Source organism: Candidatus Rokuibacteriota bacterium, assembly GCA_030647435.1.
In the GTDB taxonomy this organism is placed as follows: Bacteria; Methylomirabilota; Methylomirabilia; order Rokubacteriales; family CSP1-6; genus AR37.
On sequence record JAUSJX010000030.1, the window covers coordinates 1 to 17285 of the forward strand.

Annotated in this window: 11 protein-coding genes; 6 read left to right on the forward strand and 5 right to left on the reverse strand. The window is 67.3% G+C overall.

All coding sequences use genetic code 11. The annotated features are described in order from the left end of the window. The first annotated feature begins 484 nt into the window (after nucleotides 1-484). Nucleotides 485-745, forward strand: a complete 261-nt coding sequence (locus Q7W02_05820; GenBank protein MDO8475704.1) for an OmpA family protein — start codon at nucleotides 485-487, stop codon at nucleotides 743-745. A gap of 615 nt (nucleotides 746-1360) precedes the next feature. Here the strand turns inward: Q7W02_05820 and Q7W02_05825 are convergent. From Q7W02_05825 to Q7W02_05835, 3 genes are read right to left on the reverse strand one after another with little or no spacing between them, the layout of a single operon-like run. Continuing rightward, nucleotides 1361-1654, reverse strand: coding sequence for an ATP-binding protein (locus tag Q7W02_05825; protein ID MDO8475705.1), 294 nt, complete (start codon nucleotides 1652-1654; stop codon nucleotides 1361-1363). Between the two features lie 51 nt (nucleotides 1655-1705). Then, nucleotides 1706-2014 (reverse strand): lipopolysaccharide assembly protein LapA domain-containing protein, encoded by a 309-nt coding sequence (locus Q7W02_05830; protein ID MDO8475706.1) that lies wholly within the window; start codon nucleotides 2012-2014, stop codon nucleotides 1706-1708. A 31-nt stretch (nucleotides 2015-2045) separates the two neighbouring features. Beyond that, complete coding sequence (locus Q7W02_05835; GenBank protein MDO8475707.1) at nucleotides 2046-2387, reverse strand: peptidoglycan-binding domain-containing protein; 342 nt, start codon at nucleotides 2385-2387, stop codon at nucleotides 2046-2048. A 489-nt stretch (nucleotides 2388-2876) separates the two neighbouring features. On the opposite strand from Q7W02_05835, the gene Q7W02_05840 reads away from it, so the two are divergent. Genes Q7W02_05840 through Q7W02_05850 form a run of 3 tightly spaced genes read left to right on the forward strand, consistent with a single transcriptional unit; the run spans nucleotide 2877 to nucleotide 4405 of the window. After that, a complete protein-coding gene (locus tag Q7W02_05840; GenBank protein MDO8475708.1) occupies nucleotides 2877-3320 on the forward strand; it encodes a M48 family metallopeptidase in 444 nt (147 codons plus the stop codon). 11 nt (nucleotides 3321-3331) lie between these two features. Further along, nucleotides 3332-3982: a Fe-Mn family superoxide dismutase gene (locus Q7W02_05845; protein ID MDO8475709.1), complete on the forward strand. Its 651-nt coding sequence runs from the start codon at nucleotides 3332-3334 to the stop codon at nucleotides 3980-3982. 57 nt (nucleotides 3983-4039) lie between these two features. Next, nucleotides 4040-4405 carry a TraR/DksA C4-type zinc finger protein gene (locus Q7W02_05850; GenBank protein ID MDO8475710.1) on the forward strand — a complete coding sequence of 122 codons (366 nt, stop codon included), beginning with the start codon at nucleotides 4040-4042 and terminating at the stop codon, nucleotides 4403-4405. Nucleotides 4406-4531: 126 nt separating this feature from the next. Here the strand turns inward: Q7W02_05850 and Q7W02_05855 are convergent, their stop codons facing one another. After that, nucleotides 4532-13045 carry a glucoamylase family protein gene (locus tag Q7W02_05855; protein ID MDO8475711.1) on the reverse strand — a complete coding sequence of 2838 codons (8514 nt, stop codon included), beginning with the start codon at nucleotides 13043-13045 and terminating at the stop codon, nucleotides 4532-4534. 331 nt (nucleotides 13046-13376) lie between these two features. On the opposite strand from Q7W02_05855, the gene Q7W02_05860 reads away from it, so the two are divergent. After that, nucleotides 13377-13535: a hypothetical protein gene (locus Q7W02_05860; GenBank protein ID MDO8475712.1), complete on the forward strand. Its 159-nt coding sequence runs from the start codon at nucleotides 13377-13379 to the stop codon at nucleotides 13533-13535. 478 nt (nucleotides 13536-14013) lie between these two features. Next, entirely contained in the window at nucleotides 14014-17055 is a 3042-nt protein-coding gene (locus Q7W02_05865; GenBank protein MDO8475713.1) for an AAA family ATPase, read from the forward strand. Here Q7W02_05865 and Q7W02_05870 read toward each other — a convergent pair. Continuing rightward, nucleotides 17030-17281, reverse strand: a complete 252-nt coding sequence (locus Q7W02_05870; protein MDO8475714.1) for a DUF4242 domain-containing protein — start codon at nucleotides 17279-17281, stop codon at nucleotides 17030-17032. The genes Q7W02_05865 and Q7W02_05870 overlap by 26 nt on opposite strands. Nucleotides 17282-17285 lie beyond the last annotated feature (4 nt).

A 17285-nucleotide genomic window follows, 5' to 3' on the forward strand; every position in this document is an offset into this window, starting at 1 on the left:
TTGAGCGTGGGCATGAGGCTGTCCATCTGCCGCATTCTCTGTCCCCGGTCCTGCTGAAGGCACATGACGTCACTCTCCAGTCTTTAGGCGCTGGATTATCACCTCGGGATGCCTCTTTCAGAAGCAACCGAAGTGCCAGAAAGACAATTCAAGAAATTCGAGAGGTTGGCCGACTCAGCTGTTCCTTTGAGTGGGACAGCTCCGCTACATCGCGGCACGGGTACCCCACACACGGGCCATGAGCCCGGTCGGACCCCGCTTGTCATCGTGGCTTCCTTACTTGGACGACGCGACCTGGACACCATGATCCCGGATCTTAGATGACGGGATTCCGTTCGACTATTGGACCAAGGTCCAATACGCAGGCTGGCCGCTTCGGAAGGTATCTGACAAAGGCAAATGGCGGCGCGGTCGGGCGCCGAGGAGACGCTACTGGGCGCAGTCGCGAGGTGGACCAAGGTCTGAGGTTGGCAAGATCAAGGAGATCGTGGCGTTCATGAATCAGAACCCAACATTCGAGATCGGGATCGAGGGCTTCGCGGATCCCCGTGGTACGGACGCGTATAACCAGGCCATGAGCGAGCGGCGGGTCAAGGCCATTCGTGACGCCCTGGTGACTGAGGGTGCCTCGGCCGGCGCGATTCGAACCGGAGCCGAGGGAGAGAAGAACCGAACCTGCGGTGAAGACACCGAGGGCTGCTACCAGATGAACCGCCGGCCTCCTCGTCGCGGTTGCCGGCTGTAGCGCGTCAACGCCGCGCCGGGGGTACGTCGGCCCTGATTCGGCTCCCGGGTGGAAAGCCCAGAACTTCTACAGCTACCAGGACGGGTACGTCGCGTTGAACTACACGAATAACGATGACTCCAAGCCCATCACCATTTGCACGCCGCAACCGCGGCTCGTCGAGCCGGGTTGGATGGGAGCGGTGGGCCGTCTGGGGCTCGCCGGACCTCGTGGACCTGCTGGACCCCCCGGAGCCGTCGGCGTAAGCGGCACTCCTGGGCCTCAGGGGCCTGTCGGGGCTCCCGGTCCCCCTGGACCTGCTGGAGTTGTCGGGCCCTCCAGGATCCCGAGGGCTGCAGGGAAAGGCGGGGGCGACGCTCGATAGCGTCCACTTCCAGTTCCAGACGGTGCAGCTCCGGTTCGAGGGCCAAGGCAAGATTGCGCTGATTGCTGCCTGGGCGCAGCGCAATCCATCGGCTGACATCGAGCTTCAGGGTTACCTGGACCAGCGGGAGGCCCTGAAGAAGTATTCATGGGACGGGTCGGCCTACAGCGCGCGTAACGACGCGCTGAGCGATCTACGCGCTCGTCTCGTTCGGGACGCACTGATCGCAGCGGGATTGGAGAAGAGTCGGGTCAGGCTGGGCAACGGGGACAGAGGTCGGGTCCTGTGCTCAGAAGGGTCCGAGACCTGCTGGCAGCAGAATCGGCGTCGGCATGGGTGCGCTCCCCGATCAGGTCGTGCCAGCCTTTGACCGGCACCTGGCTGGTGATGAGGGTCAAGGCGCGTTCGGCGCGATCCCCGCCGAGCCAGGACTTGCCGACGCCAGTGGGGCCGATCAGGAGCAGCTTGCGACGCTGGGCGATCCAGGCGCAGGTGGCGAGGGACCGGACCTTGCGCTGCTCGCGCTGGGCCCACTCGGCGTCCACGGGCACGCTCTGGCGGGCGCTCTGGGGCCGAAAGTAGGGCCCGAGCGCGGCTCAGACTTTCGGCAACGCGTGGTGCACCGGCCCTCTCTCCACGCGCGGGGTCTGGTTCACCGGGGCGGACAGCTCGACGATCCGCTTCTCGAGCTGTCGGACCTTACGCTTCAGCTCGATCTCCCGCGCGAAGCCGCTCACCGACGCGAAGAGGACGCCCACGAAGGCCGACAGCAGGAGCAGCAGGGACAGCGGCAGGCTCACGGTTCGCAAGTTGAGGAAGCTCACCGTCACAGGGTCCGGATTCTGGACGGCGAACGCCATTGCCGCCGCGCCGAGGATCGCGATCAGTACGTATACGAAGACCATGGGGGCCTCCTGTGCCCGGCGCTCGCGGCTCTCACTGGCCCTCGCGTCGCTCATTCGTCCTGAACGGCGCGAGGGCCCGGTCCGCGGGGCTCGGGATCTGAGGTGGAGGAACGGCGATGTACTTCAGCAGGGCGGACTTCGTGCGCGGGCCCATGATCCCGTCGATCGGACCAGGATCGAAGCCGGCGGCCACCAGAGCCTGCTGGACTTCTCGCACGTGACTGGTCCTGGCGCCGGCCCCTGACACCGCGGCCTTCGCGGCAGGCGGCGGTGACGCCGGCTCGTCCGCCCACACCAGGCCGGTGAGCGCAGCCGTCATCACGATCGGGACGCCCACGAGGGCTCCAAGACGCGTCGAGTGTATCCATCGCATAGCGTGATCCTCCTTATTTCGCTTCACACCAGCCGCCGAATCTGAACCAAGTGGATTCCTTCCCCCATTGTCTACGCTAACAGCTCCGGATCATGAGGGGCCAGTGGACCTTGGTCCAATACTCACTCGCCCCACGAACCGGGTAGCATGATGCAAGTCGCTGAACCAGGAGGCCCTGCAATGAGCAAATCGATGGCGTGTGCCTTTGCCATGAGTGTCGCGTTCGTGATCGCGACGTTCGTGTTCGGACCCTAGACAGATGCTGCGCACGCACCGCAGCGCCGCCGTCCTCATCTTCTTCCTGGCGGCTGGTTGCGCCGGAGTCGGAGGGGCGCCGCCAGGCGAGCCCCAGCCGACACAGACGGGCAGGAGCCAGCCCGCGCCTCATCCGCTCGATGCGCAGCAGGCTGAGCGCATCCGCCGCATCATGGCCCCCCTCGTCGCCGCCATGGACGATCCGTGGCCCCTGAATCAGGTCAAGGTGGGATCATGGACGATCCTCACGTCAATGCGGCCGGCGCCGGCGGGGGAGAGTTCTATGTCACGAGTGGTCTCCTTCAGAAGGCCAGCGATGAGCATCTTCGAGGTGTGCCGGCCCATGAACTCGCCCACGACGATCTCGGACACGTGGCAAAGGCACAAGCGCTGGGCGCGGGCTTGGGCATCGGGATGATCATTCTCGACCAGATCTTCCCCGGCAGCGGTCGCATCACACCCATGGCTGGCGCTCTGGTCACAACCAGCTATAGCCGCTCAGAAGAGTACGCAGCCGACCGCCACGGGGTGGACATCCTCGTCCGTGCCGGCTATTCGAAGGCTGTGATGATCAACACGCTCACCTGGCTCATACAAACAGCCGGTGGGAGCAACGACGGCCTCCTCGCCACCCATCCGGGGACGCAAGAACGGGTCGACGCATTGAGGAACCTTTAAAAGGAGGACGTGTGAGCACGCACAGCCCCAAGACATTCGTCCCGAAGCCCTATGCGGAGCGCTTCTTCGACCTGCATGGTCTCGACGGGATCTCCGACGCGCAGATCGCAGAGCACCTCGCCCTGTACGCGGGATACGTGAAGCAGGTCAACCTGCTCAATGGCGACCTCGCGGCGATGGTCGGCCACGGGCAGGCGTCGGGCAAGAACCCAGAGTTCGCCGAGCTGACCCGTCGCTTGGGCTTCGAGTACAACGGAATGATTCTGCACGAGCACTACTTCTCGGGTCTCAGCCCAGCCGCCGAGCTGACACCGGCGAGCGGCTCCGGTCTGGCGGCCGCCCTCACCGAGTCCTTCGGCTCCGTCGAGCAGTGGCAGGCGGCCTTCCACGCGATCGGTGAGATGCGTGGCGTCGGCTGGGTCATCCTTTTTGAGGATCCGGTTATGCACTGGCTGACGAATCACTGGGTCACTCTCCATCACGAGGGCGTGCCAGCGGGCTTCAGGCCTCTGCTGGTGATGGATGTGTGGGAGCACGCCTTCATGCCGGATTACAAAGCGACGGAACGAGCCAAATACATCGAGGCCTTCTTCCGGAACATCGACTGGCAGATGATCGAACGGCGACTTCAGGAGCCGAGCGCTCTCCGGCTCGCCGGCTGAGTGGACCGAGGTCCAATAGGCACGCGGGACCGGTCATGAGGTGTCAGGAGGCTCACCATGGATGACATCAGAAAGCGGCTCAATCACAACCTGACGGCGGCTCTCTTTCGACTTCGCCAGCTCGGCGGGGCCGTAGCGGTTGAGGAGCTGCCTGGTGCGATCCGCGACAACTCCCGCTTCGCTGACGAGGTTGACGAGATCCAGGCCAACGAGAACCGGGAGATCAGCTTCGCCACGCGCGAGAGGGTGGTAGAGCGCGTGAAGCGTCTGTCGGCCGCCCTCGACCGGCTGAACGACGGTGAGTACGGCGTGTGCGTGGAGTGTGCCGAGCGGATTTCCCCGGCGCGGCTGCACGCCGTGCCCGAGGTGCAGACATGCGTCCGCTGCCAGGACGGCATCGAGCGGTTCGCGCGGCGTATGTGAGCGCCTAAGTAACACAACGCCTGTTCTCCGACGCGGCTGGCCGAGGTCTGGGATCGTGCCTTGGGTCAGGACCGGCTCCAGCGCTTCGACGCCTTGCAGATCCCCCGGCCCGCGAAGCCGGACTAACTAGCCGAGCACAACGCGAACGGAGTGGGTGGCGCCGTCATCGATGAGCCGGAGCGGCCCGCCGCCGGAGACGGGAGCTGCCCCGTCCACCTCCACGCTCGAGACGCCGCGCGAGACACCGCGCGGGTTCTCCACCGTGAGCTCGTAGCGCGCCGAGTGATACTGGAAGACAATCTCGAAGCGCGGCCAGCCCCGCGGGATGCACGGGTCGAGGTGAAGGAACTCCCCCCGCACACGGAATCCGAGCAGCCATTCCAGGCCGGCCCGGTACATCCACCCCGCCGAGCCCGTATACCAGGTCCAGCCGCCGCGACCGACGTGGGCACGCTCGGCGTACACATCGGCGGCCACGACATACGGCTCGACCCTGTAGCGATCGGCGTTCGCGCGGGTGCTCGCACGGTTGATCGGGTTCAACAGCGAGAAAAGCCCGTACGCCTTGTCTCCCTCGCCCAGCGTAGCGAAGGCGATCACGGACCAGAGAGCGGCATGGGTGTACTGGCTGCCGTTCTCGCGAATGCCCGGGGGATAGCCCTTGATGTAGCCGGGATCGAGAGCCGTATGGTCGAATGGCGGGGCGAGAAGGACCATGAGTCCCTCGTCCCGCCGAATCAGATGCTCGTCGACCGCGGCCATTGCCCGCGCCGCGCGGACCGGCTCCGCGGCGCCCGAGATCACTCCCCAGGACTGCGAGATCGAATCGATCCGGCATTCCTCGCTCGCGATGGATCCGAGCGGTGTGCCGTCGTCGAAATAGGCACGGCGATACCAGTCGCCGTCCCACGCCTGCGCTTCCAAGGAAACCTTGAGCGCGCCCGCATGCTCTCGCCACGCGGCGGCATGCACCTGGTCGCCGCGGTCCTCGGCGACACGCGCGAATTCGCGGAGCGTCGCATGGAGAAACCACCCGAGCCAGACGCTTTCCCCGCGCCCCTCCCGGCCGACCCGGTTCATGCCGTCGTTCCAGTCGCCCGTGCCCATCAAGGGAAGGCCGTGAGCGCCGACGGCGAGCGCCCGGTCGAGAGCGCGGGCGCAGTGCTCGAAAAGGGTTCCCTGCTCCGATGACACGCCCGGCTGAAAATATGATTCCTCCTGCCCCGTCGCGAGTGTCGGCCCGTCGAGGAAGGACACGACCTCGTCCAGCACCGCCGCATCTCCGGTCGTGTCTCGATAGTGGAGAACGGAGTACGGCAGCCAGACCGCATCGTCGGAGATCCGTGTGCGAACGCCGCGGCCGGAGGGCGGGTGCCACCAGTGCTGCACGTCGCCCTCCACGAACTGGCGGGCCGCGGCTCGAAGGATGTGCTCGCGCGCGATTCCCGGCGTCGCCACCGACAGGGCCATCACATCCTGGAGCTGGTCGCGGAATCCATAGCCTCCACCCGCCTGATAGAAGGCCGAGCGCGACCAGACCCGGCACGCGAGCGTCTGGTAGAGGAGCCAGCGGTTGAGCAGCAGATCCAGGGACCGGTCCGGAGTCCTCACCTGGACCGCGCCAAGCACGTTGTCCCAGCGGTCCTCGACGGCCCGCAAAACCATGTCGAGGTCGGCCGTCCGGTAGCGCGCGATCAAGGCGCCCGCCTCCTCGCGCGTCGCGGCCTCGCCGAGGAAGAATACGACTTCGGCGCGCTCCCCCGCGCGAAGCTCCACGATGGTCTGGAGGGCACCGCACGGGTCGATTCCGGCGCCGACCCGCCCAGAGAGTCGACCCTCGCGAGTGAGGGCCGCCGGGCGCTCGAGGACGCCGTTCCGCCCGAGGAACTCCGTCCGATCACCCGTCCACGCCGTCTGCGCCCCGCCGAGATCGGCGAACGCCACGCGGCCGGCAAAGTCGCTGCTCCAGGTATTGCGCGCGTGCATCGCCTTCGTATCCGGGTCGATCTCGGTCACGATGAACGGGGCGGAGGCGCTGCGCGACACCCCGAGCACCCACTCGACATAGGCGGTCACGGACAACCGCCGCGCCCGGCCCGATGCATTCCGCACCGTCAGGCGGGACACCTTGATCGGGTCCTCGAGCGGCACGAACTGCAGAAGCTCGAGCGAGATGCCGTGGGAGACGTGCTCGAAGCGGCTATAGCCCTGGCCGTGTCGAGCGATATAGGGCTGGCCCACCTCCCGGATCGGCAGCGCCGTGGGACTCCATATCTCGCCGCTTTCCTGATCCCGGACATAGATGGCCTCGCCCGGCGGGTCGTTGACCGGGTCGTTCGACCACGGGGTGAGCTGGTTCTCCCGGCTATTGATTGACCAAGTGTACCCGGATCCCGACTCGGAGACCTGAAACCCGAATGCCGGATTCGCGATGACATTGATCCAGGGGGCCGGTGTGTGGTGCCCCGCCTCGAGGAGCGTCACGTACTCCCGCCCTTCGGCCGCAAAGCCTCCCAGGCCGTTGAAGATCTCGAGCTCCGGCCGTGGCAGCGGGGGGGCCGGCGGCGGCCTGGTCGCGGGCGGCCGCCGCAGGGGAGCGACCGGCGGGGTCTCGGGTCGCTGCTCGCGCGTGATCTGCTCGGCCAATGTGCCACGCCGATTCGACAGCACCGCGCGGGCCCCGGCGAGCAGGACATCGCGCTGCGATGGCGTGATGCGGTCCGATCGCAGAATATACACGCTGCCTTGCGGCGCGTGTCCCTCGTGGGCCGCTGCCGATTGGCTCGTGCGGACCAGCGCCTCCAGCAAGGATTGCAGGTCCTGCACATACGAGGGCGCCCGCTCGTTGAGGATCACCAGGTCGACCGCGAGCTGCTTCAACCGCCAGTATTCGTGGGCGCGGAGCAGCTGCCGCACGATGCCCACATCGTCAGGCTCGTCGATCTGCACCAGGACGATCGGGATATCCCCCGAGATCCCGTGTGGCCACAGAGCCGCGGGACCGCCCGTGTCACGCGTGAGCACGTCCGCAGAGGGCCGGAGCGTCCGGTCCAGGAAGAGCACGCGACGGGCAAGGCTCTGGAAGAGGTGGGCCTCGTCGGGCCCGATGCCGAGATGATGCAACTGCACCTGCGCCTGGGTCCACGCCAACGTGGCGGCACGGTCGAACATCATCGCGTCGCGGTACTTCTCGGCGAGGCCGAGAGCCTCCTCGCGCGACGGCGCGACCATGGTCGAGAACGACACCCGAACGGTGAGCCCGGGGGGGATGCGCACCCGCCGTCGCAGACTCACGATCGGATCCAGCACGGAGCCCACAGTGTTGGAGAGAGCCCGGCCATCGAGCAGCGAGAGGGGCATCCGGACCCCGTGGCCGCGGCCGAGAAACCGGGCGCGGTCGGTTTCCCACTGGAGGTCGCCGACGGTTTCGCCCTCGACGGCCACCACGTGCGCCAGCCAGAGCCGCGGCTCGTCAGGCGATCTCGGCCGGCGCGTCGCGAGCACCACGTCCAGCTCGGGAACGCACTCAGTCTGGACGAAGAGGTTCGAGAACGCGGGGTGGGCCGCATCGGCTGCCGGCGGCACCAGCACAACCTCGGCATACGATGTCAGCTCGAGCTCCCGGGTTCGTGTCCCCAGGTTCATGACCGAGACCCGGCGCACCTCGGCGTCGTCCTCCGGAGAGACGAGCACGTCGAGCGTGGTGGTGATCGAGCCATCCTGCCTGGCGATCTTGACCCGGTCCTCGGAGAACACCACCTCGTACCTGTCCGGCTCGCGCCCGGTGGGCTGGTAGCCGGCCGACCAGCTCTGGCCGCTGTACGCATCGCGGAGGTAGACGTATGTGCCTCCCACGTCGAGCGTGACGTCCTCTCTCCAGCGGGTCACGGCGATGTCGCGCCAGCGGCTGTACCCGGAGCCCGCGGCCGTGACCATCACCGCATAGCGCCCATTCGACAGGAGATGCGTGCGCGGGAGCGCTCCGTGGGGCGTGGTGAAGCGCCGGACGACCGGAGGGACGAACTCTCGCGCGTCGCCGATCGTCATCACGTCTTCCGCAGGCGGTCGGGCGACCGCGACGTCTCGCGGTGTCCGCTCCTGCAGCAAGAGGTCGGTCGCCTGGACAAGGGGCTCGGTGTGAAAGCGCGCGCGCATGATCCCGCCGTGAAGGACATTGTCGAGGGCGACGAGCGATATGCCTTGGTGGTGCGCCATGTACGCGCGGACAATGGCCACTAGGGCGTTCTCGGGAAGCCGGGACGGCGTGTAGTCGAGAGCTTCGTAGAAACCGTATATGCCGCTGCCGCCGGCGTCCGCGAGACGCTGGAAGTTTCGGACCGCGGCCCCTGGATCGATCATGGCCGCCAGCGCGGTCGCGTACGGGGCGACGACGACATCGTCGCTCAGCCCCCGCCGGAGCCCGAGGCCGGGCACGCCGAAGTTCGAATACTGGTAGGTCATCTCGAGGTCGCGGGCGTTGTAACCGGACTCCGAGACTCCCCAGGGCACGCCGCGCTCCGCGCCGTAGCTGATCTGGCGCCGGACGACGAGCCGGCATGTCTGATCCAGCAGGCTTTCCGCCGGCGCGCGCATGACGAGGGCGGGCATCAGGTACTCGAACATCGAGCCCGACCAGGACACGAGCACGGAATCCTGTTCCACCGGCGTCAAGGCGCGGCCCAGCCGGAACCAGTGCGAGACGGGGACATCGCCTTTCGCGATCACGACGAAGCTCGTGAGGCGGGCCTCCGAGGCGAGCAGGTCGTAGTAGCCGGAGTCGAGACTGCCGTCCGCGACACGGTAGCCGATCGAGAAGAGCTTCCGCACCGGATCGAAAAGGAAGCCGAACTCCATGCCCCTGGCCACCGCTTCTGCGATCTGAGCGAGCTTCGTCAGGCGCTGGATCAGAAGCTCGGACATCGGGCTCGTCCCATCGAGATCACGGGTATGGCTTTCGATGGTGGCGTGCAAGGCGAGAGCCCAGACGATCACCTCTTCCGAAGGCTCCTTCGATGGCGAGCTCATGCGATCGCCCTCGACCAGGCCCCGCGCGAGGTCCGTCACGGCGCGGGCATGGGCCTTGAGCCCGGCGAGTCGCCCCGACCACTCGGCCGCCTCGGGCACCTCTTTGACTGCCGCCAAGACGGCGTCCAAGGCCTTGTCCAGCCGCTGCCGGGTGACCGAACGCGTGCGCCGGCCATCGGCCGGGACGTGCGCCGACTCACGGACGAGGAGCGCGACGTCCTCGATCCCGGCGAGAGCCGTCTGAGGCAGGAGCGGCCGCTCGATGATCTCCCGACAGGCGTGCCCGAGCGCGATGAGGTGGCCCGCGAGATTGCCACTGTCGACCGACGACACGTAGCGCGGATCGAGCGGACGGAGGTCCGTCGTGTCGTACCAGTTGAAGAAGTGACCGCGGAAACGCTCGAGGCGCTGCATCGTCTGGAGCGTGGCCTCCAGCCGATCGACGGCGTCGAGCGTGCTGATCCATCCGAAATCTCGAGCGGCCACGGTTGACAGGAGATAGAGGCCCAGGTTCGTGGGCGACGTCCGGTGAGCCACGACGGGCTTCGGGTCTTCCTGAAAGTTGTCCGGGGGCAGCGAGTGATCTTCCGGACCCACGAACGTCGTGAAGAACCGCCACGTCCGGCGCGCGATCAACCGGAGCGCGCGCGCGTCGGCTGCGGAGAGCGGCGCGTTCCGGGCGGCGAGCCCAGGCGAGCTGACCCATCGCGCCACCGCAGGGGAGACCATCCACAGCAGCAGGAAGGGCACCACGGCGGCCAAGACATCGGGCCGCCGCCAGCCGCCGATGGCCGCCGCGGACACGGTGAGAGCAAGCCCCCCGGCCATGCGGCGATAGAAGCCCCAGGGATCGAGCCCGAGCCCGGACCTTGCCTGTGCCGCCGTGACCCACTCCAATAGATGGCGGTGCGTCACGTACACGCGAATGAGCGTCCGCACGATCGCGTCGCTCATCAGCCAGGCCTGATGCGCCAGCATCGTGATCACGAACGCCATCTGCGAGACGGCCTGGAGGAAATCGCGGCCGACCGCGCGCAGGTGGCTGCGCTTGGAGATGCCGCGCCCCCGCGGAATCAGCCCGTTGAGGGCCGGCAGGAGCGCCGGGACCGCGATGGTGGCGAGGACGAACGCAGTCCACGTCGCGGGTGACGTGCCCCGCATGGCCCACGCGGCGACCAATGTGAGGAAAGCGGTCGGGGCCGACAGGGTGCGGCGCAGATTGTCCGCCATCTTCCAGCGCCCGATCAACGGGATCCGCGCCCGGAGAATCCAGGGCAGCAGCTGCCAGTCGCCACGCGCCCATCGATGCTGGCGGGCCGCGGCGACGCCGTAGTGCGGGGGGGCGCTCTCGAACAGCTCGACGTCGGTGACCAGGCCAGCGCGCGCGAACAGGCCCTCGAAGAGGTCGTGGCTCAGGAGCGCGTTCTCCGGCACCCGCCCTGCCAGGGCCGACTCGAACGCGTCCACATCATAGATCCCCTTGCCGGTGTAGGAGCCCTCCCCGAAAAGGTCCTGGTAGACGTCGGACACGGCCGCCGCGTACGGGTCGATGCCGGACTGACCTGACGAGAGCTGTTGGAAGATGGAACCCCGGCGCCCCGGCAGGAGCGGCGTGACCCGGGGCTGCAGCACGCCGTACCCTTCGACGACGCGACCTATCGCTGGATCGAACCTGGGCCGATTGAGGGGATGCGCCATCGTGCCGACCAGCCGGTTGACCGCGCCTCGCGGCAGGCGTGTGTCCGCGTCGAGGGTGATGACGTAGCGGACGTCCGGCGGCGCCGCGGCGGCGGGGCCCGGAGCCGGCAGAAAGGTGGTATCGGTCGCTCCTCGAAGCAGGCGGTTCAGCTCGTGGAGCTTCCCGCGCTTGCGTTCCCACCCCATCCAGACCCCCTCGCGCTCGTTCCAGAGCCGGCGGCGGTGAAAGAAGAGGAATCGATCGCCACCATCCGCGGCCGCTCCATGGCGCTGGTTCAACCCCGCGATGCGCTCGCGTGCCGCCGCCAGAAGATCCTCGTCGCCCGGCATGGTTTCCGCGGGCGCGTCCGTCCAGTCGGAGAGGATGGCGAAGCGAAGGTCACCGTCCGAGTTCGCCAGATAGTGCACTTCCAGCCGCTCCATTTGCTCGTCGATCTCGCCGCGGGCGGTCAGCAGTGTCGGGACGACGACCATGGTGCGCAGGGCCGGCGGGACACCGCCTCGAAGCTCGAACCGCGGCAGCGACCTCGGTTTGACCACGGTCGCGACGAAGCGATTCACGAGCGCTATCGCCAGATCCGAAGCCGGGATGACGGCCAGGAGCCCGAGCACGACAAGGGCCGTCGGTCCCACGCCGGATGCCCAGGCGGCCAGGAGGGGCAGCGCGAGAAGGCCCAGGGTGAGGAGGGCAATCGTACCGAGGTACCCGAACGTTGCCGCCGCGATATATGCGCGAAGCAGCCGCCGCGGCAGTGAGGTTCGGAAGCCGAGTGTAGCTTCCAAGGCCAGCCGCCCGCCCCCGACGAGATAGAACCCCGGCTCATTCCGCCGGCCGTCGCGCACCTCGCTCCGCGCGGCCTGGGCGATCGCCTCTCGGGCGACGTCGAGCTCGGCGCGGCTCGAGCCTCTCGCGAGCTCCTCGATCGCGTGCCGGTAGCTGTCCCGCGTCGCGAAGTCCATCACGGCGTAGTTGACGTCCGCCTGGAGCACGTCGTCGACCAAGCTGACGCTCTCGAAAAACTCCGTCCAGTCGAGCGCGGACATCAGGCCCATGCTCATGATCACGTTCCGGACGGTGACGTTCATCGCGGCCTGCCGCTGGTGTTCGACCCGCACGATGTCGTCGGACGTCGTCCCCTGGGCCGCCAGGCGCTGGTCCAGCCACTGGAGCGCGGGCGTGACCGCGGGATCCTGATCGCGGAGTCGCTGGACGAGCTGCACCGCGAAGGCGGTCACCAGCGGGGCACCCTCGAAGCGCCAGAGTCCCCACTCCGTCGGCGTGGAGGGGAGGCCGCCGAGTCCGAGGAGATCGTCCGCCAGCGCGTCGGCCTCCTCGCGTGCCGCGCGCCCGCGGAGGATGCTCTCCGCGAGCCGCCGGAGATTTTCCACCAGCACGACCCGAAGGGTGATCGCGACCGCCCAGAGCTCGCCGATAGTCAGCGGCTGGACGCGCTGGTAGGCCTGCACGAACCGGCGGAGCGTGTCCGGATCGAAGCGACTATCCGTGTGCGCGACGAAGGCCCAGGCGATGCCGTAGACGCGCGGATAGCCGGCGAAAGGCCCGCCGGTCAGCTTGGGCAACTCGCGATAGAAGCTCGCCGGCAGGTCGTCGCGGATCTCGCGCAGCTGCTCGTCCACGATGTGAAAGTTGTCGACCAGCCATTCCGCCGCCGGCACGATCGAGCGTTCTTCGCGGATCGCCTTGGCGACCGCGCGATACGTCTCGCGCAACACGCGCCCGTTGTCCTGGACGCGCGGGAGCAGTGGACGTCCCCTGACGGATCCGCTGAGGACGGGCTGGGCGGCCGCCAGGCTCTCGGCGTGCTGCTCGAGGCGCTCGACACCGAAGAGCTCCGCCCGGATCGGCTCTTCGAGCGTCTCGGGGGTCAGCTCCGTCGACCGATGAGCGGCAGCCATGGATCTCCCTGTCGTGCCCTGAACGTGAGCCTCGAGGAACGGTCGCGGCGCCGAAGGGAGACCGTGAACTGCTCGGGAATTCGAGAGGGTGGCGGGGGCGCCCGGCCCCGCACAGCGCGTCTTCGAGGTGGTGTCAGTGTACAGGAAGCCTCTGACCCGCGTGGCTCGAAACTAAGATCACCGCCGGGATGCAGAGGCGTCATGATCCTTGTGTCTGACCCGGCTGTCGGTTCGTCGCGGGCCTCCCTCCTCACCAGACCTCGACCCTGGTTCACTCTTCCGCGTTCCAGAGACTGCCATGCCCTGCGGGAGTCTTGTCTGGAGGCTTACCATGGCGCACAAATCCTTCATCGGAGGCTTGGCCTTTTCCACGTCGAACGAACGCCTGCGCGAGCTGTTCGCGGCTGCCGGGGGCCTCGAATCGGCCGCAGTCGTGATGGATCGTGGCACCGGGCGCTCGCGCGGCTTCGGCTTCGTCGAGAGCGCGTAAGCAACATAACGCCTGTTCTCCGACCCAGCGGCCCTGGGGGCCGTGTCACCGCGCGGACGAACCGTGGCATCTCACGCCGATCCTTTCAGCGCGCGCGGGACAAGGCACACCGGAGCCGCGAGGCGGCGAGCGGGCGCCGTCCACCGGGGCGCTCCACACAGACCTCCGCGGTCGCCCGGGCTCCCGGCCACTGTGACAGGGTCATGTCAGGCAGGGCCGGCGGCTCGGCTCGCGCCTGCGCACCGGAGGACGGGGACGGCGGGCCGGCCCTCGACCCGGGAGCCCGAGATGGGCGAGGATCCGCTGGATAGCGGCGGGGTCGTCGATCGTGGCCATCAGCTGCCTCCGCCCGGCGGACACGGGCCCTCCCAGATATCGTGCGGCAGAACCGGCAAGCTGGGAGATGGGTTGCCGACCGTCCTTGACCCGTCCCGCCCGGGCGACTAAGCTCACGGAACGTGTGCAAGAGGGTGACGGCATGAAGTGTTCCCGGTGCCAGCACGACAACCCGGTGGGCGCGAAGTTCTGCGGGGAATGCGCCACGCCGCTCGCGTCGGTTTGCGGCGCGTGTGGCGCGGCGAACCCGCCCGAGAACAAGTTCTGCGGGCAATGCGCCGCGCCGCTCCGCGCCGCCCCGGCCGCCAGATTTGCCGCGCCGGACAGGTACACGCCGAAGCATCTGGCCGAGAAGATCCTGACGTCCCAGGCTGCTCTGGAAGGCGAGCGGAAAACCGTCACCGTCCTGTTCGCCGATCTCAAGGGCTCGATGGAGCTGCTCGCGGACCGTGATCCAGAGGAGGCGCGCGAGCTCCTCGACCCTGTCCTCGAGCGGATGATGGAGGCCGTCCACCGCTACGAGGGCACGGTCAATCAGGTCATGGGCGACGGGATCATGGCACTCTTCGGGGCGCCGCTGGCGCACGAGGATCACGCGGTGCGGGCGTGCTACGCGGCGCTGCGGATGCAGGAGACTGTCGCCCGGTACGCCGAGGAGCTGCGGCGGACCCACGGCGCCGATGTCCAGATTCGCGTCGGCCTCAACTCGGGCGAGGTGGTGGTGCGGTCGATCGGGAACGACCTCCACATGGACTACACGGCCGTGGGCCAGACCACGCATCTCGCCGCACGCTTGGAGCAGCTCGCCCGGCCCGGCACCACGCTGATGTCCGAGACCACCTTGCGGGGAGCCGAAGGGTTTGTACAGGTGAAGTCGCTCGGGCCGACGCCGATCAAGGGCCTTGCGGAGGCCGTTCCGATCTATGAGGTCACGGGGGTCGGCACTGCCCGTACGCGACTCCAGGCCTCGATGGCGCGCGGGTTGACACGCTTCGTCGGGCGAGACGCCGAGGTCGATCAGCTCCGCCAGACGCTCGAGCAAGCCGGCGGCGGGCGCGGTCAGATCGTGGCGGTGGTAGGGGAGCCTGGAGTCGGCAAGTCGCGACTCTTCTACGAATTCATTCACTCGCATCGGACCCAGGACTGGCTCGTCCTCGAGTCCAGCTCGGTGTCGTACGGCAAGGCAACGCCGTACCGTCCATTGATCGATCTCCTCAAGAGCTACTTCAAGATCGCCGACCGGGATGACACGCGGGCAGTTCGCGCCAAGGTGACCGGCAATGTCCTCACGCTCGACGAAGCCCTGAAGGACAGCATCGCGCCGCTCCTGTGGCTTCTTGACGCCCTCCCCAAGGATCACGAGTTCCTGGCGCTCGATCCCGCTGAGCGTCGCGAGCGCACGCTGGACGCAGTCAAGCGGGTGGTGCTTCGGGAGAGCCGCAGCCAACCCCTGCTCCTCGTCTTCGAGGACCTCCATTGGATCGACGCCGAGACACAAGCGCTGCTCGACGCCGTCGTCGAGAGCCTCCCGACCGCCTCTGTCCTGCTCGCGGTGAACTACCGCCCGGAGTATCAGCAGACGTGGGGGAACAAGACCTATTACCGGCAGCTCCGGATCGATGCGCTTCCGCCGGACACCGCCGAAGCTCTCCTGGAGACTCTGCTTGGTGACAATGCTGAGCTCCGCCCGCTCCGGCGTCTGCTGATCGAGCGAACGGAAGGGAACCCCCTGTTCCTCGAGGAGAGCGTCCGGGCGCTCGTTGAGATGGAGGTTCTCATTGGTGAGCGTGGGGGGTACCGGCTCGGCAAAGATCCCATCGCGATCCAGGTTCCACCGACCGTCCAGGCGATTCTCGCTGCGCGTATCGACCGCCTCCCGCCCGAGGACAAGCAGCTCCTCCAGGCAGCCTCCGTCATCGGTAAGGACTTACCGCTCGCCTTGCTGCTCGAGACCTCCGAGCAGCCCGAGGACCACGTCCGGCGCGGCCTTGCCCGGCTCCAGGCCGCTGAGTTCGTCTACGAAGCGAAGCTGTTCCCCGATCTCGAGTACACCTTCAAGCACGCGCTGACCCACGAAGTGGCCTACGGCAGCCTGCTTCAAGACCGCCGCCGCGCAATCCACGCCCGGATCGTCGGCGTCATCGAACGAGTGTATGCGGACCGTCTGGCCGAGCACGCCGACCGACTCGCCCACCACGCCTTCCGGGGCGAAGTGTGGGACAAGGCGCTTCACTATCTTCACCAGACCGACCCCTCCGCATCCAAGCCGAGCATCGACGCCGTACTCGGCGGGCCCGAGACGCCCGGCCATCTGTGGTGGCGTGGGGAGCATGACCGTGCCCTCGCTCTGGCTCTCCGGGAACGAGCCCTCCTCGCGAGCTTCCGGAACTTCGGGCGGACGATCACCAACGACTACCGGCTCGGACAAATCTACCACTCACTCGGTGACTACTCGAAAGCGGCTGACGCTCTCAAGCGCAACGTGACGCTCCTCGACGGCGACCTCCGGCGGGAAACCTTCGGGTTGGCCGGCTTCCCGGCGGTCTTCTCTCGCGTGTGGCTGACACTCTGCTTGGCGGAGCAAGGAGAGTTCGACGAGGCGGCAGCGCATTCCGAGGAGGCGACCGCAATCGCCGAGGCCGAAAATCATGCATTCAGCCTCGTCCTCGCCCACGCAGGAACAGGGACGCTCGACATACTCAGAGGTGATTGCGGGAGTGCGATCGGACCCCTCGAGCGCGGCCTGGTGATCGGCCGCCTGTCCGATATCCCGCTCCTGTTTCCGTTCGTGGCCGCGCCTCTCGGCTGGGCGTACGCGCTCGCCGGCCGGCGCGAAGAAGGTCTCCGCCTCCTGGAGGACGCCGTCGGGCGCGCCGAGGCCATGGAGTTCGTTGCCAACCATGCGCTGCGGCTCGTGTGGCTTGCTCAGGCGCATCTGCTGTTGGGTCACGAGGAGGTTGCGACACGGCTTGGACTGCACGCCCTAGAGCTGGCGAGACGGCTTGGTGAGCGGGGACACGAGGCATATGCCTTGCGGCTGCTTGGGGAGCTGGCGGGGAAGGGCACCTCCCCGGATGTCGAAAAATCGAGCGAGCACTATCGCGCGGCCCTCACGCTCGCGGAGAACCTTGGAATGCGGTCTTTGGCCGCCGCGCTCGCTAGCTCCCTTCCTTCACCTCGATAATTTCGTCCGCTATGAGACCGTGCGACTCCCGGTGCACAGCTTCGGCGGCCTCCTTGCTCGGAGCCTCGACGAGGCAGAAGACCTTGCCCGTTCCCTCGTCGAACCAATACCTCAAGTAGTTGACGCCGTGCTTTTGCTGAACCTCCAGGTCCTTCCGGTGGGCCTCCGCGACGCCGTCGGTGGTCAAACCATCGATCTTGTTATGCACGTCCAGATAAAGCGGCATGTCT